At 63.7% G+C, this 20975-nt stretch carries 27 protein-coding genes and 1 tRNA gene; 14 read left to right on the top strand and 14 right to left on the bottom strand.

Annotated features, from left to right (window positions below):
* Nucleotides 1-162 precede the first annotated feature (162 nt).
* Both OXR60_RS08145 and OXR60_RS08140 read right to left on the bottom strand, forming a co-directional pair.
* Nucleotides 163-1719 carry a DEAD/DEAH box helicase gene (locus OXR60_RS08145; protein ID WP_267395354.1) on the bottom strand — a complete coding sequence of 519 codons (1557 nt, stop codon included), beginning with the start codon at nucleotides 1717-1719 and terminating at the stop codon, nucleotides 163-165.
* A 99-nt stretch (nucleotides 1720-1818) separates the two neighbouring features.
* Entirely contained in the window at nucleotides 1819-2265 is a 447-nt protein-coding gene (locus tag OXR60_RS08140; protein WP_267395353.1) for a hypothetical protein, read from the bottom strand.
* A gap of 61 nt (nucleotides 2266-2326) precedes the next feature.
* Here OXR60_RS08140 and OXR60_RS08135 point away from each other — a divergent pair, with 61 nt between their 5' ends.
* Together OXR60_RS08135 and OXR60_RS08130 are read left to right on the top strand one after the other, a co-directional pair.
* Nucleotides 2327-3790: an FAD-binding oxidoreductase gene (locus OXR60_RS08135; RefSeq protein ID WP_267395351.1), complete on the top strand. Its 1464-nt coding sequence runs from the start codon at nucleotides 2327-2329 to the stop codon at nucleotides 3788-3790.
* 56 nt (nucleotides 3791-3846) lie between these two features.
* On the top strand, nucleotides 3847-4620 hold the full coding sequence (locus tag OXR60_RS08130) for a SapC family protein (RefSeq protein ID WP_267395350.1): 774 nt from the start codon (nucleotides 3847-3849) through the stop codon (nucleotides 4618-4620).
* A 267-nt stretch (nucleotides 4621-4887) separates the two neighbouring features.
* Here the strand turns inward: OXR60_RS08130 and OXR60_RS08125 are convergent, their stop codons facing one another.
* Nucleotides 4888-5727, bottom strand: a complete 840-nt coding sequence (locus tag OXR60_RS08125) for an N-formylglutamate amidohydrolase (RefSeq protein ID WP_267395349.1) — start codon at nucleotides 5725-5727, stop codon at nucleotides 4888-4890.
* Between the two features lie 94 nt (nucleotides 5728-5821).
* Here OXR60_RS08125 and OXR60_RS08120 point away from each other — a divergent pair, with 94 nt between their 5' ends.
* Both OXR60_RS08120 and OXR60_RS08115 read left to right on the top strand, forming a co-directional pair.
* Nucleotides 5822-6199: a response regulator gene (locus OXR60_RS08120; RefSeq protein ID WP_267395348.1), complete on the top strand. Its 378-nt coding sequence runs from the start codon at nucleotides 5822-5824 to the stop codon at nucleotides 6197-6199.
* A 46-nt stretch (nucleotides 6200-6245) separates the two neighbouring features.
* Nucleotides 6246-6320 (top strand) — tRNA-Val (locus OXR60_RS08115).
* 11 nt (nucleotides 6321-6331) lie between these two features.
* Here the strand turns inward: OXR60_RS08115 and OXR60_RS08110 are convergent.
* From OXR60_RS08110 to OXR60_RS08075, 8 genes are all read right to left on the bottom strand, one after another.
* Complete coding sequence (locus OXR60_RS08110) at nucleotides 6332-7669, bottom strand: hypothetical protein (RefSeq protein ID WP_267395347.1); 1338 nt, start codon at nucleotides 7667-7669, stop codon at nucleotides 6332-6334.
* Nucleotides 7670-7829: 160 nt separating this feature from the next.
* Nucleotides 7830-8363 carry a DnaJ domain-containing protein gene (locus OXR60_RS08105; protein WP_267395346.1) on the bottom strand — a complete coding sequence of 178 codons (534 nt, stop codon included), beginning with the start codon at nucleotides 8361-8363 and terminating at the stop codon, nucleotides 7830-7832.
* A gap of 92 nt (nucleotides 8364-8455) precedes the next feature.
* A complete protein-coding gene (locus tag OXR60_RS08100) occupies nucleotides 8456-8608 on the bottom strand; it encodes a hypothetical protein (protein WP_267395345.1) in 153 nt (50 codons plus the stop codon).
* Entirely contained in the window at nucleotides 8605-8787 is a 183-nt protein-coding gene (locus tag OXR60_RS08095; RefSeq protein ID WP_267395344.1) for a hypothetical protein, read from the bottom strand. The genes OXR60_RS08100 and OXR60_RS08095 overlap by 4 nt, the downstream gene beginning before the upstream one ends.
* Nucleotides 8787-9053 (bottom strand): DUF2312 domain-containing protein, encoded by a 267-nt coding sequence (locus OXR60_RS08090; RefSeq protein ID WP_267395342.1) that lies wholly within the window; start codon nucleotides 9051-9053, stop codon nucleotides 8787-8789. Before OXR60_RS08090 ends, OXR60_RS08095 begins: the two co-directional genes overlap by 1 nt.
* Complete coding sequence (locus tag OXR60_RS08085; RefSeq protein ID WP_267395340.1) at nucleotides 9054-9305, bottom strand: hypothetical protein; 252 nt, start codon at nucleotides 9303-9305, stop codon at nucleotides 9054-9056.
* Complete coding sequence (locus OXR60_RS08080) at nucleotides 9302-9586, bottom strand: helix-turn-helix transcriptional regulator (RefSeq protein ID WP_267395339.1); 285 nt, start codon at nucleotides 9584-9586, stop codon at nucleotides 9302-9304. The genes OXR60_RS08085 and OXR60_RS08080 overlap by 4 nt, the downstream gene beginning before the upstream one ends.
* Nucleotides 9587-9680: 94 nt before the next feature.
* Nucleotides 9681-10166: a hypothetical protein gene (locus OXR60_RS08075; protein WP_267395338.1), complete on the bottom strand. Its 486-nt coding sequence runs from the start codon at nucleotides 10164-10166 to the stop codon at nucleotides 9681-9683.
* 531 nt (nucleotides 10167-10697) lie between these two features.
* On the opposite strand from OXR60_RS08075, the gene OXR60_RS08070 reads away from it, so the two are divergent.
* The 7 genes from OXR60_RS08070 to OXR60_RS08040 all read left to right on the top strand — a co-directional run bounded on the left by OXR60_RS08070 (nucleotide 10698) and on the right by OXR60_RS08040 (nucleotide 14723).
* Nucleotides 10698-11024 (top strand): hypothetical protein, encoded by a 327-nt coding sequence (locus OXR60_RS08070; protein WP_267395337.1) that lies wholly within the window; start codon nucleotides 10698-10700, stop codon nucleotides 11022-11024.
* Nucleotides 11025-11404: 380 nt separating this feature from the next.
* Nucleotides 11405-11908: a helix-turn-helix transcriptional regulator gene (locus OXR60_RS08065; RefSeq protein ID WP_267395336.1), complete on the top strand. Its 504-nt coding sequence runs from the start codon at nucleotides 11405-11407 to the stop codon at nucleotides 11906-11908.
* A 100-nt stretch (nucleotides 11909-12008) separates the two neighbouring features.
* The gene (locus OXR60_RS08060; RefSeq protein WP_267395334.1) at nucleotides 12009-12476 is read left to right on the top strand and encodes a helix-turn-helix transcriptional regulator; all 468 of its coding nucleotides are present in this window, start codon (nucleotides 12009-12011) and stop codon (nucleotides 12474-12476) included.
* A gap of 31 nt (nucleotides 12477-12507) precedes the next feature.
* Nucleotides 12508-12870 (top strand): hypothetical protein, encoded by a 363-nt coding sequence (locus OXR60_RS08055; protein WP_267395332.1) that lies wholly within the window; start codon nucleotides 12508-12510, stop codon nucleotides 12868-12870.
* Nucleotides 12871-12917: 47 nt separating this feature from the next.
* Entirely contained in the window at nucleotides 12918-13367 is a 450-nt protein-coding gene (locus tag OXR60_RS08050; protein WP_267395331.1) for a hypothetical protein, read from the top strand.
* Between the two features lie 16 nt (nucleotides 13368-13383).
* Nucleotides 13384-13749 (top strand): hypothetical protein, encoded by a 366-nt coding sequence (locus OXR60_RS08045; RefSeq protein ID WP_267395330.1) that lies wholly within the window; start codon nucleotides 13384-13386, stop codon nucleotides 13747-13749.
* Between the two features lie 296 nt (nucleotides 13750-14045).
* Nucleotides 14046-14723 carry a PAS domain-containing protein gene (locus OXR60_RS08040; protein ID WP_267395329.1) on the top strand — a complete coding sequence of 226 codons (678 nt, stop codon included), beginning with the start codon at nucleotides 14046-14048 and terminating at the stop codon, nucleotides 14721-14723.
* Between the two features lie 283 nt (nucleotides 14724-15006).
* Here the strand turns inward: OXR60_RS08040 and OXR60_RS08035 are convergent, their stop codons facing one another.
* Nucleotides 15007-16140, bottom strand: a complete 1134-nt coding sequence (locus OXR60_RS08035; protein WP_267395327.1) for a Fic family protein — start codon at nucleotides 16138-16140, stop codon at nucleotides 15007-15009.
* A gap of 349 nt (nucleotides 16141-16489) precedes the next feature.
* Here OXR60_RS08035 and OXR60_RS08030 point away from each other — a divergent pair, with 349 nt between their 5' ends.
* On the top strand, nucleotides 16490-17482 hold the full coding sequence (locus OXR60_RS08030; RefSeq protein WP_267395326.1) for a hypothetical protein: 993 nt from the start codon (nucleotides 16490-16492) through the stop codon (nucleotides 17480-17482).
* Between the two features lie 135 nt (nucleotides 17483-17617).
* On the opposite strand, the gene OXR60_RS08025 is transcribed toward OXR60_RS08030, so the two are convergent.
* Both OXR60_RS08025 and OXR60_RS08020 read right to left on the bottom strand, forming a co-directional pair.
* Entirely contained in the window at nucleotides 17618-17890 is a 273-nt protein-coding gene (locus OXR60_RS08025; protein ID WP_267395325.1) for an EexN family lipoprotein, read from the bottom strand.
* Between the two features lie 1458 nt (nucleotides 17891-19348).
* The gene (locus OXR60_RS08020) at nucleotides 19349-19840 is read right to left on the bottom strand and encodes a helix-turn-helix domain-containing protein (RefSeq protein ID WP_267395324.1); all 492 of its coding nucleotides are present in this window, start codon (nucleotides 19838-19840) and stop codon (nucleotides 19349-19351) included.
* 581 nt (nucleotides 19841-20421) lie between these two features.
* On the opposite strand from OXR60_RS08020, the gene OXR60_RS08015 reads away from it, so the two are divergent.
* Complete coding sequence (locus OXR60_RS08015) at nucleotides 20422-20598, top strand: hypothetical protein (protein ID WP_267395323.1); 177 nt, start codon at nucleotides 20422-20424, stop codon at nucleotides 20596-20598.
* Nucleotides 20595-20975 (top strand): DUF3164 family protein (locus OXR60_RS08010; RefSeq protein WP_267395322.1); only part of this gene is annotated, 381 nt, incomplete at its 3' end. The genes OXR60_RS08015 and OXR60_RS08010, both read left to right, overlap by 4 nt.

The raw sequence follows: 20975 nt of genomic DNA, 5'->3' as shown, positions 1-20975 counted from the left end.
TTCCTTTGCAGCCATCAGGCTAGATAGCCCTGCGCGCGGGCGTGTCGACAAAGAGAATGTGCACCCGATAACCGGCGAAGTTTAGCGATAGGGGGCGGCCACGGCCCGGGGGGACGGTGGTTGCGGCATCGTCAGGCGGCGCGCGCAACCACTGCCGATCGCTTAAGGGTTGATGATCGCGTTGAGGAAGTCCGGGATCGGCCCGTTCCAGCCGACATCCGGCCCGTCATCGCGCTCGTCGCGGCGCGGGCGGCGGCGTGGTTCGTCGTGGCGCGGGGCGGCGACTCGATCAGGCATGCGTGCCGCTGTGCGTTCGGGAGCGCGCTCAGGCACGCGGGCGACCGGCGCGGGTGCCTCGGCGCGATCATCGATCTCGGGCACGGCGGCGGCGACCATCTCAGCAGGCGCCTCGGCGTCGGCCTGGCGGGGACGGCGACGCGCACGGCCGGGCTTGGCAGGCGCGGCGTCGGCGGCCGGGGCGGCGGCCTCGGCAGGGACGGGCGCGGCACGGCCCGCGTCGCCGCGCGGCGTGCGCTCGCGGCGGCCGCGGCGGCACTCGTCGGCGCCGGTGGCGGCTGAGGTGGCCTCGGGCGCATCGTCGCCAAGCGTCAGCCGCTCGATCTTCTGACCGGTGAGCTTTTCGATATTGGCGATATTCTCGGCGTCGTCGGGCGTGATCAGTGTATAGGCGGTCCCGGTCGCACCGCCGCGGCCGGTGCGGCCGATGCGATGGACGTAGTCGTCAGGGTGCCAGGGGGCGTCGAAATTGAAGACGTGGCTGACGCCCTTGATGTCGAGCCCGCGCGCGGCGACGTCGGACGCCACCAGCATGTTGATCTTGCCGTCCTTGAACAGGTCGAGCTCGGCGATCCGCTGGGCCTGCTCCATGTCGCCATGGATCTCGCCGGACTTGAAGCCATGCTGCTTGAGGCTCTTGTTGAGCTCGCGCACGGTGGTCTTGCGGTTGCAGAAGATGATCGCGTTGCGCACATCCTCGCGGCCGAGCAGCTGACGCAGCGCGTCGCGCTTCTTGGCGGCGACGGCGGAGACCGGCACCAGCACCTGCTTGATGCTGAGATTGGTCGAGGCGGGACGCGACACCTCGACGGTCTTGGGATTGTCGAGGAACTTGTCGGCGAGCTTCTTGATCGGCGGCGGCATCGTCGCCGAAAAGAGCAAGGTCTGGCGCTGCTTGGGCAGCTTGGTGCAGATTTCCTCGATATCGGGGATGAACCCCATGTCGAGCATGCGATCGGCCTCGTCGATCACCAGCATCGAGCAGCCGGTGAGCAGGATGTTGCCGCGGCCGAACAGGTCCATCAACCGGCCGGGTGTCGCGATCAGCACGTCGACGCCCTTTTCCAGCGCCTTGATCTGGTCACCCATCGAGACGCCGCCGATCAGCAGCGCCATCGACAGCTTGTGGCCGGCGCCATATTTCTCGAAATTCTCGGCGACCTGTGCGGCAAGCTCGCGGGTCGGCTCGAGGATCAGCGAGCGCGGCATCCGCGCGCGGCTGCGGCCGTGGGCAAGGATGTCGATCATCGGCAGCACGAAGGCGGCGGTCTTGCCGGTGCCGGTCTGGGCGATGCCGATGATGTCGCGCATCATCAGCACGGAGGGGATAGCGCTCGCCTGGATCGGAGTCGGCTCTGAATAGCCAGCCTCCGTGACGGCGCTGAGGAGTTCGTCGGAAAGGCCGAGATCGGCGAAGTTCATGCAAATGTCCGAAAAATGGCAGCGTCTAGCGCGCTGCACCGCCTGCGGCGCTCGCGGATTTAGCCACAAAAGTCAAGAAAACGCGAAATCCCGCCGCTGTTATGGCTCGGGGCGGAGGATCTTGAACGCATCGATCTGGCAACTGGTGCCCGATCGCATCCTGATCACGTCGCGCTTGGCGCAGACCTGGCCGTCGGCGGCAGGCCGCAGGTAGAAGCCTGAATAGAAGTCGATCGGCCCGCAATCGCCGTCGAACTTGGCGCGCAGGCGGCGGTTGCCGGTCAGCACCAGGTCGACGCTGCCGGGCTGCGACACCATCGCCCCACCGAGGTCGGCGATGGCGATGCACTTGGGGCCCTTCTTCTCCTTCCACGCGGTGGCGGCAGGCGCCGGCGCGCGGCGGCCGAGCATCCGCGGGACGCGGATGACGATCCGCTCGTGGATGGTCAGCTGCGCCAGCTGCTCCTGGTCCAACGTCCCCTCCGGCGCCGCGGCGACGGGCACCGCCAGCGCGAGCAGCAGGACGGGGAGGGCAGGGTGGATCATCACGGGCGTCCACCTTGGTAGGGCCGATCGTTGAACGGGCGATGAACTTGTTCTAGCGGCGATGGCCGTGATCGATCCGCCGCCATCCGACCTGACCGCCGCCCAGCGCGCGCTGCTCGACGCGCTCGCCGGCACGGTGGGGCCGCGCACGATCGTCACTGAGCGCGGCGACATCACGCCTTGGGAAACCGATTGGCGGCAGCGCTTCCATGGCTGCGCGCCGGCGCTGCTGGCGCCGGAGAGCACGCGCGAGGTGGCGGCGATCGTCGCCGCGGCGGCCCATCATCGCGTGGCGCTGGTGCCGCAGGGTGGCAACAGCTCGATGGTGGGCGGCGCAACGCCGCCGGCGGACGGCTCGGCGCTGATCCTGTCGCTGCGGCGGATGAACCGGATCCGCGCGATCGATGCCGAGGCCCATCTTGCGGTCGCCGACGCGGGGGTGATCCTCGCCGATCTCCACGCCGCCGCGCTCGGCGTCGAGCGCCGCTTCCCGCTGACGCTCGGCGCCAAGGGCAATGCCACGGTCGGCGGGCTGGTCTCGACCAACGCCGGCGGCACCCAGGTGCTGCGGTTCGGCTCGATGCGCGGGCTGGTGGCGGGGGTGGAAGCGGTGCTGGCCGATGGCGCGATCCACGACGGGCTGTCGCCGCTGCGCAAGGACAATCGCGGCTATGATCTCACCCAGCTGCTGGTCGGCGCCGAAGGCACGCTGGCGGTGATCACCGCGGCAACGCTACGGCTGGTGCCGCTGCCGGCGGCGCGGGCGACGGCTTGGGCGGGAACCGGCGATCCTGCCGCGGCGCTGCGGCTGTTGCGGCGCATCCAGGCGCGGACCGACGCGCTGGAGAGCTTCGAGATCCTGCCGCGCGAGACGCTGGCCGCGGTGCTTGCGCATGTTCCCGGCGCGCGCGCGCCGCTGGCGGGCGACCACAGCTGGCACCTGCTGATCGAGCTGACCGATGCGCGCGGGCAGCCGCTGCTCGAGGAACTGCTCGCCGCCGCGCTCGCCGACGGCCTCATCGCCGATGCGACGATCGCCGCCAGCGACGGCCAGGCCGAGGCGTTCTGGCGGATCCGCGAATCGATCTCCGATTCGGAGCGTGCGCTGGGCCCGGCGTCGCAGCACGACATCTCGGTACCGGTGGACAGCATGCCCGGGTTCATGATCGACGCGGCGGCGGCGTGCGAGGCGCGCTTCCCGGGTACCCATGCCAGCGGCTTCGGCCATCTCGGCGACGGCAACGTCCACTTCCATGTCCGCGCCGCGCCCGGCACCGATCCGGCGCATTGGTATGCCGAGGACGTGCCGGTGGTGACCCGCTTCGTCGACGATCTGGTGGTCGCCGCCGGCGGCTCAATCGCCGCTGAGCATGGCATCGGCCAGATGAAGCGCGCCGAGCTCGAGCGGCTGGCGTCGCCGGCGCGGATGACGGCGCTGCGCGCGGTCAAATCGGCGATGGATCCACTCGGCATCCTCAACCCCGGCAAGCTCGTGACGCTTGCGCCCTCGCTCGGCGCGCAATAGAGCCTCGCGCCAATCGGCGAGCAGCGCCGCGATCCACCCGATGGGAGAGTTTCCTCATGGCCAGCGCGCCGCTTCCGCTTTTCTACAACGGCCTCGAGCCGCTCTCGAGCGATACCCACGGCACTTGGAAGGTCCGCCAGCAGCAGACCGCGCCGTTCCTGATCGGCCAGCATGCGATCCCGATCACGGTTGACGAATTCCCGCTGGTTCAGCGATTCATGCCGATCGTCTTCTCGGTCGGCGACGATGCCATCCCGCTCGCGCTGATGGGCCTCAACGAGGGCGTCAACGTGTTCATGGACGACGAGGGCAAGCTCACCGAGAACAACTTCTACGTGCCGGCCTATGTCCGCCGTTACCCGTACATGCTCGCCCGGCTGCGCCCCGACGCCGAGGAGCTGTCGCTGTGCTTCGATCCGACGTCTCAGACGATCGGTGCGTTCGACGACGGCGATCCCTTGTTCGAGAACGGTCAGCCGAGCGAGCTCACCAAGTCGATCCTCGGCTTCGCCGAGCAGTTCGAGCAGGCCGGTGCCCGCACCCAGAACTTCATGAAGGAGCTGCGCGAGGCGGAGCTGCTGATGGAAGGCGAGGTCAGCATCCAGGTGCAGGAAGGGCAGCCGCCGTTCATCTATCGCGGCTTCCAGATGGTCAACGAGGAGAAGCTCGCCGGGCTGCGCGGCGACCAGCTGCGCAAGATGTCGCAGTCGGGCATGCTGCCGCTGCTCTACGCCCACCTGTTCTCGCTGTCGCTGATGCGCGACATCTTCGCGCGCCAGGTGCAGCAGGGCAAGGCGCCGCAGCCGCAGATCCAGCAGCAGTTCAACTAAACCGGTCTCCGGCCCGTATTGTCGGGATCATGGCCGCCGGCGAGGGCCCTCGCCGGCGGTTGTCGTTGCGCGCACGAGCGGCTCGGCCAGCGCGAATCAAAAAAACTGGGGCGGCGCGGCGTTTGGGTTGAACCAATCGAGGGCTCACCTATTTACTGTTCGTACAGCGCTCGTGTCCCCCCTTTCGCGAGCCTGTATGGCGCACCTCCGGGTGTGCCTCCTCCCTGAACCTTGGCCACTCCGTGCTTCCAACACGGGGTGGTTTTTTTATTCGGCGGCGAGCGCCTCGCCGGCGCCGAGCGCCTCGTCTTCCAGCGCCGCCAGCATCCGCTGCAGCACCGCCACGGTGCGCGCGAAGCCCGGGCCGAGCGCCTCGAGCATGCCATCGAGATACAGGCTGCGATCGATCTCGAGCTGGATCGCGTGGATTCCGCGCGCGGGCGCGGCCTGGGCCTCGAGGATATGGCCGCCGGCATAAGGCGTGTTGATCGCGCTCCTGATCCCGAACGCCATCGCCTCTGCCTCCAGCCGGCCGACGAAGCGCGACGCGGCGGCGCGGCCGAACCGGTCGCCAAACACCAATTGCGCGCCGCTCGCGAGCGGCGGCATCGAATGCACGTCGAGCAACACGGCGATGCCGAAGCGCGCGCGCGCCGCCGCCAGCAGCCCGGCGAGCCGATCATGATAGGGCCGGTAATCCTCGGCAATCCGCGCGGCGATCTCGTCCGCGCCGAACCGGCGCCGCCACAATTCGCTCGACCCGCCGGTACGGCGCGGCACCAGGCCGAGGCCGCCGCGCAGCTTGGCGGATTGGTTCGGCTGCGCGCTCGGCAGCGCACCCTCGTCGATGCGCGGGTCGCGCTCGGCCTCGCTGCGGTTGAGATCGATCCAGGCGCGCGGACGCCGCTGGACCAGCATCGTCTCGACTCCCCGCGCCGCCAGCGCCACCGCGTCCACATGGCGATCCTCCAGCGGCAGCAACGCCGCGATCGGTACCCGCAGCGCCGCGAACAGCGCCGCCGGATAGTCGCGGCCGGCGTGCGGCACCGACAGCACCAGAGGGCTGGCCGGGGGGGCACTCCCCAGGAGCTCGAACGATCCGTCCATCTATGGCACGTCTTAGCCGCATCAGGCCGCGCGCGCGCTGGAAAAATGCTGGGGCGCCAGCCATAGGGAGCATGACTGAAGGGACTGTTGCGTCATGATCCGAATCCTGCTCGCCGAAGATGACCAGGTGATGCGCGAGTACCTCACCCGCGCGCTGGAGCGTGCCGGCTATGGCGTCAGCGCGGTGGATCGCGGCACTGCGGCGATCCCGCTGCTGGAGAGCGAGCGCTTCGACCTGTTGCTCACCGACATCGTCATGCCGGAGATGGACGGCATCGAGCTGGCGCGCCGTGCCGCCGAGATGGTGCCGGGGCTGCGGGTGATGTTCATCACCGGCTTCGCCGCGGTGACGCTGAAGGTGGAACGCGAGATGCCCAACGCCCGCGTACTCTCCAAACCCTTCCACCTGCGCGAGCTGGTGATGGAGATCGATCGCCTGTTCGCGATGGGAAGCATCACCGAATTGAATTGAGGGCTTGCGCACCCGGGGCACCCCGGCTAATCGGCCCATCTCTCGTGGGCGTGTAGCTCAGTGGTAGAGCACTGTGTTGACATCGCAGGGGTCGCAAGTTCAATCCTTGCCACGCCCACCAGATAAATGGCTCTATCCGGTCATTTTTACCTCCTGAGGTAGAGAACCGGGTAGAGCCACTTCGGCGCACTTTCGGCGCAAAGCGCCTGGAGCGCGCAGCTCAATCTCCCCCAGAATGTCAGTGAGCGCGCGCGCCACGGTCGCAAAGCGGCCGATCGCGTACACTTCTGTCGAGCCGGTCACGTCGTGACCCATGAAGCCCTCGAGGTCCCATTTGGCGACGCCGCGGTTCCGCAGGATCGTCGCCAGGCTGTGACGCATCAGGTAGGGCTTCCACTCGCGCCCCTTCGGCAGCTTCAGCCCCGCCAGCATCGTGCTCCAGGCACGATCGACGTCGAGGACCGAGCGGCCGTAATAGTTGACCAGGTAGCCGGCGCCGATGCGCGCGGATTGGTCTAGGCGCTGATAGGCGGCGAACTCAGCCGCCAACCACTCCCCCAGCACTGGCACGACCGGGATGATCGGCCGATACTTGTTCGTCTGCGCGCGGCCGAACGGGTTGAGGTCCAGCTCGGCCGCGCCCGGATACCATTGCTCCCGATCGGGAGCGACGCAGATGTCGACGACGCTGTCAGGACGCGCGACGGTGCAGAGCGATGCCACAATGAACGCGTGCAGCGAGCCGCGCTTCTTGTCCGCCTCGGCCGCATAGGCGACCATGTCGGCCAGCACCGGCACATCGACGCGCACCCGGCGCGGGCGGGACACCTGCTTGCGCGGCAGTGGCCTGTAGATCGGCCGGCGCTCGGAGCGCGGCGGATCCGCATCGGCGGCGTGGTTGAGCGCGGCCGCCACCTGCAGCACCGACTCCTCGGTCGTCGCCGCGGCGCGCGGGCGCGAGGCGGTGATCTCCCCCTTCTTGTTCTTCCAGGTGACCGGCTGATCCTTCGACCAGGCGCGGAACGCGGCGATGAACGGCGTGCCGCATGAGACCGCGCAGCTCGTCTCGATGCCGAAGGTGCCGCCGCGCTCTTCCTCGGCGTCGAGGAAGTCGAGGACGTGCTTCAGCCGCGCCTGGATGCTGTCGGACGAGTCCTTCAGATCCCCGTGCTCGAGGCGATAGTCGGCGATCGCGTCGGTCAGCAGATATGCCTCGGCAGACGCGAGCGGCTGGCCGCACGCGTAGCAGAAGGCCGGGGCTTCATCCTTGTCACTCAGGTACCGCCGATCGAGCGCGAGGATGGCTTGATCGACGTCCTCTGTGCCCGTGCTCGCGCTTGCTTCGCGTCGCGCGGTGGGATCGTACCAGAAGACGTACCAGCGAGGCGAACGCTCGGCGCCGTCCTCCCGGCGGAGCTTGTCGAGCCAGTATTTCCCCCGTCGATACACTGGCGCCGCATCACCCTGCATTGGGTCTGTTCCTTGAGAAATTTGACTTTGGCCTCGTGTAGAAGATCGATGAGGCCGAGGCTGACAAGCAGATCGAGGTCGGCGGCGGTAAGGTCGACGCCGCGGCCAACCTCGGCAGCGCGGCTGACCCGCTTGTCCAGGTGGACAACGGAGGGGGCGTTCACTGCGTGCGCTCCTTCTTGGCTTGGTCGTAGGCGGCAACGAGATCGTCCCAGGCTTCACGGCCGCCGCCAGCGTCGGGATGAGCGGCCTTGGCCTTGGACCGGTACGCGCGGTCGATCTCGTCGATCGACGCTGAGGCGCTGACCTCAAGTACAGACCACCACGGCCGCGCGGCCGGCAAGCTGCGGGACGGCAGCGCCAGGTGACCGGCGAAAGCCTGGCTCAAATCCGCGACACCCCAGCGCTCCTGGCCTCGCAACGCGTCCACATGCGCCGCGATCGCCGCGATGTTGTCGGCGACGGTGTCCCACCGGTCGCACGCCAGGACGTGAGGCCGACGATCGAGATCGAAGTAGAACGCGACGCCAGGATCCGCAGGATCTCGTCGGCTGACGTTCTGGTCTCGGGCACCAGACGCGGTGAACCGGATATTGAGCGAGAGCACCATGTTGGTGACCCGCCAGTTGTGACCACGCTTGGTCATCGCCTCGACCTCGCGGACAAGCCAGCGCCGTGCAGTGGTTAGCGTCATACGGCTTCCGTTGTCGCGGAAGAGAGCAGAATGATGCTCCCGCGACCGCGGTCGCCCCTCTGGCCAGCGCAGTGGATAGCCGGGGTTCGGCTTCACCGGTGACGATCCAGGGTGCGATAGCGCCGTGAGTCGACGAGACGCTGCCTGCGGCGGCGATTGGTGACAGCGGCCGTTATGGCAGCAGCGATCACCAGCGCGCAGCCGAGGATGCCAACCAGGGTGACCAGGGTTGTCAGGCGGATCACAGCATCAATCCGGCAGCGAAGGCGGTGGCGAGCCCGCACAGCGCCAACACGTGTGCGCCGCGCAGATCCGCACGAGCAGCGGCAGCGTCTTCCAGGCCTGATCGCCACACGGGGTCGACTCCAGCCCATGCAAATAGACCGGCGATCACAAGTAAGGTGAGCGCGCTCGCCGTGATCATCACACCATCCCCAGCGCTTGCATGTAGACCTCGAGGATGGCTTCCTCTTCTTGGTACTCTTCCTTCTTCTTTTTGCGGATCGACAGGATCTTGCGGATGGCCTTGGGATCATATCCGCGCCCCTTGGCTTCAGCCATCACGTCCTTGATGTCGTCAGTGATGCCGGCCTTCTCCTCCTCGAGGCGCTCCGCGCGCTCGATGAGCAGGCGCAGCTCGTCGGCGGCGACGTGGCCACCACCCATGCCCTCGGCGCGATCTTCAGCCATCTACCGGCCCACCGTGAACATGCCGGCGAGCGCGTGGGCGGCGCCGGCGGGATCGACCAGGAACACGGCGAGGCTCGTCACCACGAACGCGGCGACGGCGAGCTTGCCCATCACGACCGCGTCGAACTCTGGCGCGACGCTCGGGGCATACGGCTCACAAGCGTCGCAGCGGCAGCCCATGGCGTGGAATTCAACCAACAGCGGCTTCGGTGCTGCGAGGCGGTAGGCGCGGGTGATGGTCGGCTGGATCATTGATCGTTCTCCGAAGGGGAGGGCGGCGCCGCGCTCAGCCATGCAAAGGTCAGCAGATCGATGTTGATCGCGTCATCGATGACGGCGGCGTCGGTGAGAGAGATCTGCGCTGTGCCCGCCTCGACCTCGCCGAGAAGCTCTGCGCGCTCACGCGCACAAACCGGCGGCGAGGTCTCCAGCCGCAGCGCTAGCTCGTCGAGCGACAGGCCCGCGGCTGCGCGGCGCGCGCGGAGATACTCGCCGATCGAGTAGGTTGGCTGGGCGTCAGATGGCGACGGCATCGCGGCTCTCTCAGGCAGCAATTTACCGTTCCCACTGCGATGGAGCTGTGGGGCGGCAGAACGTTGGCGATTGCAGATGGGCGAGGGGGCTAGATCAGGGGGGCTGGTCCAGTGCGCTTACGTGGGGCGGATCGATAAGCTCGCGCAGCAGGGCCATCGCCGGCCCGTTGGCCTGGTCGGCTTCCTCCAGCTCGCGGAGTGCTGCTTTCCACGTCGCGCGCGTCGCGCCTGGCATGGAGGCTTCCACCAGAGCGGCCGTGGCCTCTCCGGCTTCCTTTGCGACGATGCACGCGAGGCGGCCGATCGCCGCGGCGCTGGCGAAGCGGGTTTCGGCCTGCGACTGCAGGATCCGCTCGTAGGTCTCGAGGAGGGGATAGCCCTCCTGGCCCTGGGCGCGCCACTCAAGGTCGAGCTTGATCGCGTCCTCGAAAGCCAGCCGCTCGCGGGTGTCAGGGTTGGACAGCGCCCGAATATAACCAGGCGATCGTTCCGTCACCTCGGCGGCGCGCTCGACCGTGATCGTCCCCATCACAATCAGGAGCGTGTTTTCTACCGTGATCGGGTCACGCAGCTTGGTCATGCGGCACCTGCCTGAAAACGAGATGACGTTGGCTGCATCATGATTGCCCGATCGGTGAGAAGGTCGCGCCGTGATCGCAGGGAAAGGGGACGGGTTGCTGCTGACGTTTGCTCCACACCAGCTTCGGACGAGCGCGCGGGAACGCACTGCAGCCCAGGGCGACCCGCCGCCCGATCAGAATAGGTGGCAGACTGGTTCACGTGCCGTGTGCCGGCAGCCCCGGGCGCCCCGAACATCATACAACGTGCGCTCGACCGGCCTGCCAGCGATCGAGCGAATGGATCCCCGCGCGAGTAATCGGCGCCGGCTAAAGGGAGAGAAAAGCCGACGCCGATCGTCGCTTGGGAGGCGAGCAGACTGCGTGTCCGATCGTGGCACTGAATCGGACTCCGGCCGGTCTGCGAGCAGCCGAACTGGTGCAAAGAAGAATCAACGCTCATGGGTGCCGCCCGTGAGGCCTTGGACACCGGGGATAGACTCCCCGGTGGCGTCGGCTACGGTGTTGGTGCGAACAACCACCGGAACTGATGAATGGACTACGTTGACCATACCTTTACTGACGAGCGCGTTGCGCTCGACGGTAATACGTTCAAGAACTGCACCTTCGAGAACTGTACCCTCGTGCATGAGGGTGGCCCCGTCACCTTCGAGAACTTCGGTCTGCGCGGCAGCGTCAAGTTTGATCTTGGCGGCGGCGAGAGCACTGTCAAACTGCTCGACTACTTTGGTCGCGCGCTCGGTTACGTCGAGATCATGGGCCGCAGGTACAATCTCGTGCCGGACGGTACCTGGAACGCAGAAGAAGCCCTCAAGAACTATAACGGCCCTGCCGCTTCCGGGTTCGGCGGTAACGCGTAGCACAGCTGCTGAAGCCGGCGCGTTCATCGTGCCGGTTCCAGGCCGCCTTGGGGCGGAACCTCGGATGCGCCGGTGCTCTGAGGCGGACCAAAGATATCTGGTCGCAACACTCCCCGCGGGATGCCGGTGGCGGCTTCAGCGAGGATTGCTTCCTCGGCCGGGAGCGGTTTGCCATCTCGCATAAGGCTGTGAACGTACGACTGGCTGCGACCGATGACGCGGGCAAACGCCGATTGGCCTTTCGCAGCGCGGACCGCGCGGGCGAGGGGTGATTCGAGGGTGTGCTCGATGGCCATACCCATTGCCTATTTTAATACAAATAACCGTGCAAGCCTAATCGAAGCATGGTGCGCTATTTCAATTGAGATAGACCTCAACCTGTGATCGTCGGCCAACGCATCAAAGCCCGCCTAGCGGCATTGCAGTCGGAGATGCCTGAGCTGAGCCAGGCGGAAGTCGCTCGCCGTGTCGGCATGAGCCAGAGCGGCATGGTCAACCTGATCGCAGGCCGATCGCGTACAACCACATACCTCCACAAGATCGCTCGCGAACTGCGCACAACTCCCGCCTACCTGGCCGGCGAAGTCGACGATCCCGACGAGAATGCGCCGCCACTTCCGCCTCCACCACCGCCCCGGATCCTGCTGGAGGTGAAGCTACCCCCTACGGTGGCCCTAGAACGGATGTTCTCTGGCCTCCTGGCGACTCTAGATCCGGCAATGACGCGGGACGAGCTTGCTCAGCAGCTCGCAGAGCTGCTTCCCATAGGGCTGTCGCAGCTGCGAGATCTGCGCTTCGTGACGGCGACGCCTCCACTCCCGATCGAGGCGTCAGCAGAAGCCGACGTAGCGCTCGCCACCGGTGATCGCGGATCGCGACTGTGACGGCACAAGCGGGATCGCAGGCCGGGCATGCGTCGAGGCAGCCTGGCGTTGATCGGTACACCTCGACGCTCACGGTCGGCCCTCGCGCATGAATGAAGCTATGGTTGCGCGGCTGAGCCCGCGCCAGCGCGACTGCCTGCGCCTGGTTTGGGAGCGCCAAGCCACCTCCAAGGAAATTGCGGTCGAGCTGGGCATCAGCAAGTCGACCGTCGACGGGTACATCCGCGAAGCGGTTGAGGAGCTGGGCGCGCGCGATCGGCGCGATGCTGCCGCCTTGGCGTTCGCGAACAGCCCCCGTGCGGGATCGGGGGGGTACTCGCCTCGGGTTACGGCGCCGGCCTCGGCTGAGCCACCAGCGGCTCCGTCGACGGAGGCAATGCCGGCGTCGCGTCCCTGGAGGACACGGGGCCGACCGCTGAACACGCTGTCGTTTGTGCAGACGCTAGGTTGGGTCTCGATCATCGCGATCGGCCTCCTCGCTGCGCTGGCGCTGGTGATGGCGATAGGTAACGGGCTCCCGCCCATCGCCTTGCCGATGCTGCATGCCTTCGACCGGCTGACACACTAGCCGCGGGGGAAGCCCCGCAAAGGGGACTTCCATGCTCAACACCCGCCGCAACGTCGTCCAGCGCGTTGGCTTTAAGCACATCGAACTCGAGGCACAGGTCGACACGGCCCTGGTCAACCTCGCCGGGCTGCAGGCCGCGGCTATTGAGGGCCGTCGCCAGGCAAAGCTGCCGCTCCATGCCGGCCAGGAAGGGCTCGAGAAGCTCGCCGTAGCGGCCGCGAGCCTCATTGCGGCACGGAAGGCGATCCACGATGCCCACCTGTCGTTCCGCGACGTCCAGGACGGTATGCGCGTCGGACCGGTGTCGTTCGGCGACTATGGCGACACGCCTCGCGAGGCGACCTTGACCGAGCCGGCCGAACTGCCGGCGCTGACCGTCGTTCGTGCCGCCTGATAGCTCGGGCTTGACGGACATGCTTCCACAGGAGGACGGAAGGAACCGTGAGCTTTCTGTTCTTCCTCCTGTGGCTGACGCTCGGCTGTGGCTACGCGCTAACCCGCGGCGGCCCGCCCGAGCGGGTAGCTGCGGGATTGATGGTGGCGGCGTTTGCAGCCGGGATCCCCGTGCACATGGCGTTCGGAGCGGCCGGCTATCGATCGGCCGCGCTGAGCGCGGTGGCGATCGACGTCCTGCTCCTCGGCGCGCTGATCGTGCTGGCTTGGCGATCGACACGGTTCTGGCCGCTATGGATGGCCGCTTGCCAACTGACGGCTGTGCTGAGCCATATCGTGAAGCTAGTCGATCCTGCCATGCAGGCGACCGGCTATGCGATTCAAGCGCAGATCTGGGCGTATCCCATGGTGCCGTTGGCAGCGATCGGCGCCTGGCGCTTTCGGCGGCGTCTGCGAGCTGGTGTGATCGAACCAGCCTGGAAACCGGCTCTCGCCTAACCATGGGATCCCGTCGATGAAGAAGGAACGGGCGCAGCTCGCAGCCGAACTCTACGCCGCACGTCGGGAACGCGATAAGATCTTCGGACCGGCCCGAACAGGGTTCGGTGAACCGGGCTGGGATATGCTTCTGCGCCTGTATGTCGCAGATGCGGTGCAGCAGAAGATCCCGCTGACGGAGTTGGTTAGAGCGGCCGGCGTGGATGCGGAAATCGCCACTCCATACGTTCAGTGGATGGTGTCCGTCGGCCTCGCGCTCATGAGTGACAACGACGAAACTTTCGGACCCGTGGTGGCACTTCAGGCTGCTGGTCGGACTTTGATGAACCGCTACCTTGATAGTCAGGGTGCTGGCCGCGCCAGCCGAACTCATTTGCATTAAGGGCGCCTGACGGCGCCACTTAACAGCCGCTACCCGGCGCAGTTACAGGGGGTAACAAATACGGGGGTATCGCAGGGGTATCGGGCGCCGATCGCGTGCCCAAACCCTAGCATTTCTGCGGGTCTCGGTGGCCCGCGGCGGATGGGGTATCCGCCCTGCGGTCTCCCCAAATTTGAGTAGGGCACGATCGTTCGTGCCACATTTGCGGGCTCAAATGTCAAAGGTGCGGTAAGTGGGCCCATCATAGAAGACACTGGATTACATACACTGGCATATGGCAAATCGAAGGAGCGACCATGCCAACTGCTCACTGCGTCGGTACGCCCGACGGAACCATACTACATGTCGACCACAATTTCTGTTTACTGATGGGGCGGGCTGAGGCGGACCTGATCGGCATGTCCTACAAAGCACTTACCTTCGCGTCGGACATCGACAAGAGTGCCAAGATGCTGAGCGGCCTAGCCGATCGCGACGCGCCGACTAGAATGAGCAAGCGATATGTCCGCCCAGATAGAAGCGTTGTTCGAGCCGAAATCCTGGTATCCAAGTTCGACAAGGAGGGACGGATAGTCACCACCTTGTGGTGGAATGACGATGATCGCTTTCTTGCCTCACCTAGAGCTTTGTGGAGTGTGGCCGTCCACGTGCGACACCTCTACTCATGCAGGATGCAGGAACTCGGGGCCGACCTGTTCGGGGATTTCATCGGCGCAATACTACTTCACGCTTATTTAGCAGAGGCAGAGGGGCGCATCGTTCGCATCGAAGATATCGCCAAGGGAGTTGGCATCAGCATTCGCACCACCGAACGGTGGGCCACTGCCCTGGATAAACGCGGGCTTTTGTGTGTGTCCGATGAAGGGGCTAGAACGGTGCAGCTTACCGCCGAGGGGGTATTGAAAATGGAGGCCTTGCTGACCGCAGCTATTCGGCCTGCATCCTACCCACCGAAATCGCTCTCGAGCGCCTGAATTACATAATCTAAGTTCGCTGCTTCCACTGCGCGACCCGCTTCGTCTAGGAGTGCAAGAGCCTTTCGGAGCAGAGGAAGCGCCTCGGCAGCTAGGTCCTGTTGTTCACTGCGGTCCATAGGCAATTTCCCGTTCATCCGATTGACTGGAGCTTACCACGCCAGGAGCAACCAGGTCACCATGTCTTCGTGGATCAGCTTATGGGTATCGTGTGGTACGGGAGCGGCCGATATCGCTTTTACCGGGAGCGACGGCGGAGGGTGTCTCCGCCACGTCCTCCGACCTACACCTTCAAGATTTCGAGTAGAGGATCAAAGGCGTAAAGAGCAGCGCGACGCCCGGCCGCAGGTTCAATTGTGCGAAGCATCCCTGTCTCTGAGAGACGCCGCGAAAGGGATCGCGCCGATGATGCCGGGATGCCGGACCGATCTACAAACCGGTCATTTCGGAAAATCGGACTGGCAAACACAAAATCGAGTGCTTGATCATGAAACTGCGAGTTTAGGGCCACGCGGAACCGTTCTCTCATGTCGCTGTGGAGTGCAAAGATCTTGTCGGCAGTTTCAATGTTCACGGATGCCTGAGCATGCATCGCTTGAAGGAAAAAGACGACCCATCCTGTCCAATCGCCTCTAGCTGAGACAGCTCGCATCCTTTCTATATATTCGTCTTTGTGGTTCTCAAAATATCCGGACACGAAGAAATTTGGTTGGCAGATGATCCCGAGCTTCCAGAGCATCAGGGTGATAAGCATTCGTCCAATTCTTCCATTCCCATCCTCAAACGGGTGAAGTGCCTCAAATTCTACATGAGTTAGGGCAGTCTTAATTAATGGACGCATTGTGCTGCCGTTAATGAACTGTAGTAGTCCGCTCATAGCAGGAGCGAGCTGCTCAGGCGCTATTGGCACGTAGTAAATTTTGCCACGACGATCATCGCCGATATAGTTTTGCTCTACTTTGTACGACCCTGGGCGCTTTCTTGCACCCCGCCCTAAGAAAAGCAGCTGCTGGTGAGCCGTCCTGATTAGATGCTCGCTTAGGGGCGCCCCCTCGGCAAGCGCCTGCTGTGCGTTGCGGAGCGCGCGAGAGTACAAGTATGTTTCGACGTCGTCGTTACGAGCTTCTCGGTACGGGTCACTTGCGCCTGCATCTTCCTCTGCCTCAAGGCGATACAGCTCCTCGATCGTAGAGATCGTCCCTTCCATCCTAGATGAACTCACGGCGTCCTGCCGGCGTAATGGCGCAAGAAACAGCTCGCTATTCACCATGTTCGCCATCTTGGCATCATACCGGGCCAACGACGCCGCAGCCTCTTCTAACGGGCCCAGCAGAGCTGCGTAGTCGAAAGCTTCTGGAGGGAAGGCGCCCGTGTGGTAGGAGACGGCATCCGAGAGATCGTACGGTTTGATGCTCATTTAGGGGCTCGCTTTGTCACCAACGGGTGTTGGTCGTTGCCTACTGACGACAAAGTGGCTTGGCAACAGAAATGGCGTCCTTTTTATCATCAAGCCGGTTCGCTGTCAGCCTGCTCGCATCAACCGAGGTTGCTGACAGAACATGCTCTTTGACTGTCGGCAAGTCAGGAGAAGGTCGGGCGATCCACGGCACTGAGCAGTGGGATGAGCATGCCGCTAGAGTATCAGCTGGGTATCGCCGATCAGCGCCTGAACTGGCGGGAGCGGCCATGCTGATGCCACCATGGCGAAGGGCAGCTCCGCTGCGTTGCCTCTTAAACGGCATCGAATCCGCTGCCGATGTCTCCTGGTGGATGTCGAAGATCCCGAGAAGTGTTTAGTAGACGCTATGGCAGCCTTGAATTCCGAGCAGTTGGCCGCAGCGGCAGCGGTGACCAACGCGTATTTGATCCTGAACAAGGACGAGATCTTGGCGCCTCTAAGCCCGGAGAGGTGGTCCTCCTCGACATGCAAAAGCCTCCGAGAGGACCTGCATTCAGCGCTTTCAAGCGTGTTGGACGCCGCCAGCGTCCCGTTCAAGCTGACCTGCTCTTTTGTCCAAGACATGCGGTTTCAGCAGGTTCTCTCAGCAGAGCGCATTAGGTCGCTTGCGCGCACCTCTAGCGGGGGTGATCATGAGGTGGATGAGGCGGCTGCATTCGCCTCGGCGTCCATACGAATGCACGACTTTGTGAAATCGGCTGAGGGAGCAGATTACCTCCGTGACAGGATTCTGGCAGAGTTAGGTCGAGGTCTCATGTCTGACGACGTGGTCCGGACCTCGGAAGAATTGCTGCTGCAATCTTTGGTTGGCGTCTGGGGCGCGTTTGAGGTGTTCGCCTCGTCGTTCGCCACGGCAGCTCTAAACGATCGACCTGAATGGGTCGGGAGGATATTGCGCAGCGAAATCGGTAAACGAATTTTTCCAAAGAGCGGCGTGGCCGTAGAGGCGTTGGAGCGCTTCGGGTTTAACGTCGCTTCTTCCATGGGATACGTTCTTCTCGAGGGCAAGAGACTAGATAGCCTATCGAGTCTAGCTGATTTGATATGTTCGCTAGTTGAGGACGATGACGTGCAGCAATGCTTTAAAGGGCCAGACCTATGGCTTTTAAATCAACGCCGACACTTGGTGGTGCACCGGCGCGGCGTTATCGATCATGACTACCTGAAGAAAACTGGTGAGAAGGCCGATGTGGGGCAGCGTCTTGCTCTAGTTAGCGTTGATCTGGAACGCCATGTCGAAACCGTATGCAAGACGGCAATTGCAATATTGGACGCATATGAACGCGCGGCCGATCGTTAAGGTAAGCGGCGCATGATGATTTAGGCTGTAGCGGATGGGTATCAGATCCTCCACATCGGGTATCGCTGCTCTCGCCAAGCCCGAAGATGCGTGACTACGGCGGAGGGTATCTCCGCCGCCTTTCTAACGCTTTAGTTAGCGAGCAGGCAGGTGATGCAACTCAGAGTAAGCTTGTCTTACGTTGCGGCAATCCTGCGAATCTTCGCCATAAGCGACGCACTCATCGAGCCGCTTTTGGAGAGCGTCCTGATGACCTTTATAATATTCTACGGTCTTTGACGAAGAACAGGCGCATACGGCCAGCCCGAACGTCAATGCGACCAGCGTCATCTTTTTCATAACGCCTCCTGGCACGGCAGAGCCCGATGCTACAAGCAGTGTTATCTGCGGGAGGGGCTGCATGGTCATGCCGTGCACTCCCTTACGGCCGGCGGAAATCAGCCTGTCATGTCTGGTTTGCGCAATTGGGGGGGAAGCCCGCCTCTTGCCACCCTGCAAATTAGCTGCCCTACTCTCCGCCTTCGCGCTGGGAAGCTTCGCCTTCCGTTGCCAACACTGCAGCCCGATTTAAATGTGCGTCGCGCTGCTCCGGAGTCGATGCACTTGCCGCGGCTTCAAGCTGGGCTTCAACTAGTTCTTCGTAATCGGCGTAATTAAGACATTCAGCCAAGGTCGCTCCGTTCGTCTCTCGCATGAGCTGAGAGGTACGAGCGGACGGTGCGGGGGATGCGCCGCCAGGCTGGCTTACTAGACGAGCTGGGGCATTTGCTGGTTCAGTCGACTGGGTACAATCTGAGAAAATACAGGGTATTGAGGGCACGAAAGCGGCAGAAATGCGTGACCGCGGGGGATGTGGTATCCGCCGACGGCGGGTATCTCCGCGTCCTCCGCGAGTAAGCTGTCTCTGGCGGTAGCAGGCCCAGCCAATGTACCGGCAGGCTCACCGAGCTAGCTATCTTCATCGATCGGCTAAATCTCACAAGTCGTCTTCTTTTCAGTCGCTTGGCAGGGCCGGTAAGCTCCTTTTACCAATTGCCTGCCATGCGGCGTTCATGACCAATTCTAACATAAATTTCATTCCCGAACGTACATTGACCGAGCGTGTAAGCTCAGCTTTCGGGCCTGATGAGGCGAGGGCGGATCAGGCTGAGCGGGCGCGGGTGCATGCTTCCAATTGCGTGGTGCTGGCGGTGGTGACGTCGCCGCCGCTCGCGGCTGATCTGATCGACAGAGCGATCGAGCTTACCCGCTGTGCGGAGGGCGCAGACCTGCTCCCTAGCGGCAAAGGGCCTTGCACCGCTCACAGTCTCGGATTTACGAAGCGTGATGAGTAAGTCTTCGCGCGTTAAGCTGCCTACCGGCGCGGCTGATCTTCTGTCGCTAGCGGAAGCGGTGCAGGCAGCGAGTCACGCGCGCGCTGTCGCCTTCACCAAGTTGGCTAACGTGGTTGTCGACCCCTCCTGGGATATTCTCCTCTTCCTGTTCATCGCGCAGGGGCGGGGTGAACGAGCGACGGTTATCCAGGCCTGCAACGGTACATTGGCGCCAAGAGCTACAGCGATCAGACATATCCAGATTTGCGAGCAGCACGGCTACGTCACCCGTGTTGCTGATACCGTGGATCGAAGGCGTGTCTTTCTAAGCTTGGCGCCAAGCGGCGTTGCCGCCATGCGGGAGTATCTGGAACAGATCCCGCTAGTGCCAGTGGAGTGCGGAGCACGTGCTGGGAGCGAATGCCAATGACTGGTCGGCGGGGTATTTGTTGAAGTACTTGGAAGCATTAGGGGCTTAAAAGACGCAAAAAGCTTGGCAACGGCGGGATGGAGTATAGACTGCTTCACAATCGACAATCAGTCGCAGGGTGCTTTAGATCCCCTGCACAAAGCGAAAATGGGCCCGGGCGTCTTCCCCCATCAGGTGCTGCAGAACAGTCCAAAATCCTGTCACGGCGTTGCTACCCGAAGCCTTATACGCGCGTGCAATGTTGTCATGCAGGCCATCGAAGATCGTCTTTTCCAACTCAGCGCCCTCGGGGGTAAGCCGGAGCAGACGCTGGCGGCGGTCACGCTCGTTGGGCTGCTGTTCCATCAAGCCCTTGGAGACCAGGTACTGACACACGCGTCCGAATGACTGCTTGGAAATATCCAGGACCGCGAGCAGTTCAGACACATTAATCCCTGGACGCCGTGCTACGAAGTACAGGACGCGATGGTGAGCACGGCCGAGGCCCAGTGCTGCGAGCGTCTCGTCCGCGTGCTTCAGATGGCGCGTATGAGCGAAGAAGAGCAGGTCCATCCCGCCGCGGATCGTTTCCTCGCGTAGGAACTGGTCACGTGGAGGAAGAGAGATGTCCGACATGGCGTCGCGTTGCCTGATCGCTCGACATTAGGCCAGACCCACAAAGCGCGAATGCGCGCAGAGGGGAGGGCGACGCGAAACATCCAAAAAGCCGCATCGTTCCGGACAAATATCCACGCTTTGCAGAACTCACAGCCTAAGCGCCGATGTCACACGGGACTCTAGCGCCCCAGAGCAATTCCCTCTATGTTCCGCAGCATGACGGGGGTTGTTGCAGCGCCACCGCGGCGGGTTGAGGCGCTTGCCTATATTGTCGAGCGGATCCAGCGATCTGGCACCAGTCCGAGCTACGGCGAAATCGGGTTGGCGCTTGAGCCTCGCGTAGTCCGTACACGGGCGCGGCAGCTGGTTGACCAACTAGTCGAGCTCGGCCTGATAGAGCGGCCGCCCGCCTCCCGCCGAGGTATCCGTATCCGCGATCTCGCACGCTGCCGCCAAGTCATTGGCGAAGCACTTGGGCAGCGTGGCTGTTGGATCGCGCAGCCGCTCGGTGCCCTGCAGCCTCCCCACTGTACAATTGAGCAGCTGCCGTTGCTGCCGCTTATCGTGGAAGATCCCGGCGTACACTGATTGGGATCAACATGACCATCGACACCAAGAGCATGCGCAAATTGCTCGAAGCCGCACCTGGCAACAGGGTGGCGATGGAGAAAGACCACGTGCGCAGGCTCCTTGATGTGGTCGAGGTGGGGCAATCGGCCGCGTTGGCGTTGGCGGGGCTAAGCCTCATCCTGCCGGAACAGGCAGTCCAGGCATGACCGGCAAGCCCCATCCCGCCGCGATCGACGTCAATGGTGCTTGGTACCTGCGCGATGCCAAGGGAGCGCTCGTCCCGATCGAGCTGGTGAAGCCGATCGACCTCCTCATCGACGAACTAGTCTGCACGACGCTGGATGAGGCCCACGCCGTGTCGGCAGCCCTCTCCGCATTCAAGCAGCGCACCTTCGAACGTGTCGGCGAGCTGCAGGCGCTGCTGGCGCAAGACTATGGCGCCGCCATTGGCGGCAAGAAGGGCAACATCACGCTGCCGGCATACGACGGGCGCGCCAAGGTGCAGGTCGCCGTCGCGGACCAGCTTGAACTCGGCCCGGAACTGCAGGCCGCCAAGAGCCTGATCGACGAATGCCTGCGCGAA

This window comes from Sphingomonas sp. GC_Shp_5, assembly GCF_026540855.1.
Taxonomy (GTDB): Bacteria; Pseudomonadota; Alphaproteobacteria; order Sphingomonadales; family Sphingomonadaceae; genus Sphingomonas.
This window is presented reverse-complemented; position numbering and strand designations above follow the sequence as displayed.

What these genes read in the sequence shown, in the direction of transcription:
- OXR60_RS08075 (WP_267395338.1), bottom strand. Translation starts at nt 10,166, where the DNA reads ATGACCAAGCTGCGTGACCCGATCACGGTAGAAAACACGCTCCTGATT.
- OXR60_RS08040 (WP_267395329.1), top strand. Translation starts at nt 14,046, where the DNA reads ATGCCAACTGCTCACTGCGTCGGTACGCCCGACGGAACCATACTACAT.
- OXR60_RS08055 (WP_267395332.1), top strand. Translation starts at nt 12,508, where the DNA reads ATGCTCAACACCCGCCGCAACGTCGTCCAGCGCGTTGGCTTTAAGCAC.
- OXR60_RS08120 (WP_267395348.1), top strand. Translation starts at nt 5,822, where the DNA reads ATGATCCGAATCCTGCTCGCCGAAGATGACCAGGTGATGCGCGAGTAC.
- OXR60_RS08045 (WP_267395330.1), top strand. Translation starts at nt 13,384, where the DNA reads ATGAAGAAGGAACGGGCGCAGCTCGCAGCCGAACTCTACGCCGCACGT.
- OXR60_RS08080 (WP_267395339.1), bottom strand. Translation starts at nt 9,586, where the DNA reads ATGCCGTCGCCATCTGACGCCCAGCCAACCTACTCGATCGGCGAGTAT.
- OXR60_RS08130 (WP_267395350.1), top strand. Translation starts at nt 3,847, where the DNA reads ATGGCCAGCGCGCCGCTTCCGCTTTTCTACAACGGCCTCGAGCCGCTC.
- OXR60_RS08025 (WP_267395325.1), bottom strand. Translation starts at nt 17,890, where the DNA reads ATGACCATGCAGCCCCTCCCGCAGATAACACTGCTTGTAGCATCGGGC.
- OXR60_RS08020 (WP_267395324.1), bottom strand. Translation starts at nt 19,840, where the DNA reads ATGTCGGACATCTCTCTTCCTCCACGTGACCAGTTCCTACGCGAGGAA.
- OXR60_RS08060 (WP_267395334.1), top strand. Translation starts at nt 12,009, where the DNA reads ATGGTTGCGCGGCTGAGCCCGCGCCAGCGCGACTGCCTGCGCCTGGTT.
- OXR60_RS08095 (WP_267395344.1), bottom strand. Translation starts at nt 8,787, where the DNA reads ATGATCACGGCGAGCGCGCTCACCTTACTTGTGATCGCCGGTCTATTT.
- OXR60_RS08035 (WP_267395327.1), bottom strand. Translation starts at nt 16,140, where the DNA reads ATGAGCATCAAACCGTACGATCTCTCGGATGCCGTCTCCTACCACACG.
- OXR60_RS08140 (WP_267395353.1), bottom strand. Translation starts at nt 2,265, where the DNA reads ATGATCCACCCTGCCCTCCCCGTCCTGCTGCTCGCGCTGGCGGTGCCC.
- OXR60_RS08125 (WP_267395349.1), bottom strand. Translation starts at nt 5,727, where the DNA reads ATGGACGGATCGTTCGAGCTCCTGGGGAGTGCCCCCCCGGCCAGCCCT.
- OXR60_RS08070 (WP_267395337.1), top strand. Translation starts at nt 10,698, where the DNA reads ATGGACTACGTTGACCATACCTTTACTGACGAGCGCGTTGCGCTCGAC.
- OXR60_RS08085 (WP_267395340.1), bottom strand. Translation starts at nt 9,305, where the DNA reads ATGATCCAGCCGACCATCACCCGCGCCTACCGCCTCGCAGCACCGAAG.
- OXR60_RS08145 (WP_267395354.1), bottom strand. Translation starts at nt 1,719, where the DNA reads ATGAACTTCGCCGATCTCGGCCTTTCCGACGAACTCCTCAGCGCCGTC.
- OXR60_RS08110 (WP_267395347.1), bottom strand. Translation starts at nt 7,669, where the DNA reads ATGCAGGGTGATGCGGCGCCAGTGTATCGACGGGGGAAATACTGGCTC.
- OXR60_RS08015 (WP_267395323.1), top strand. Translation starts at nt 20,422, where the DNA reads ATGACCATCGACACCAAGAGCATGCGCAAATTGCTCGAAGCCGCACCT.
- OXR60_RS08105 (WP_267395346.1), bottom strand. Translation starts at nt 8,363, where the DNA reads ATGACGCTAACCACTGCACGGCGCTGGCTTGTCCGCGAGGTCGAGGCG.
- OXR60_RS08135 (WP_267395351.1), top strand. Translation starts at nt 2,327, where the DNA reads ATGGCCGTGATCGATCCGCCGCCATCCGACCTGACCGCCGCCCAGCGC.
- OXR60_RS08090 (WP_267395342.1), bottom strand. Translation starts at nt 9,053, where the DNA reads ATGGCTGAAGATCGCGCCGAGGGCATGGGTGGTGGCCACGTCGCCGCC.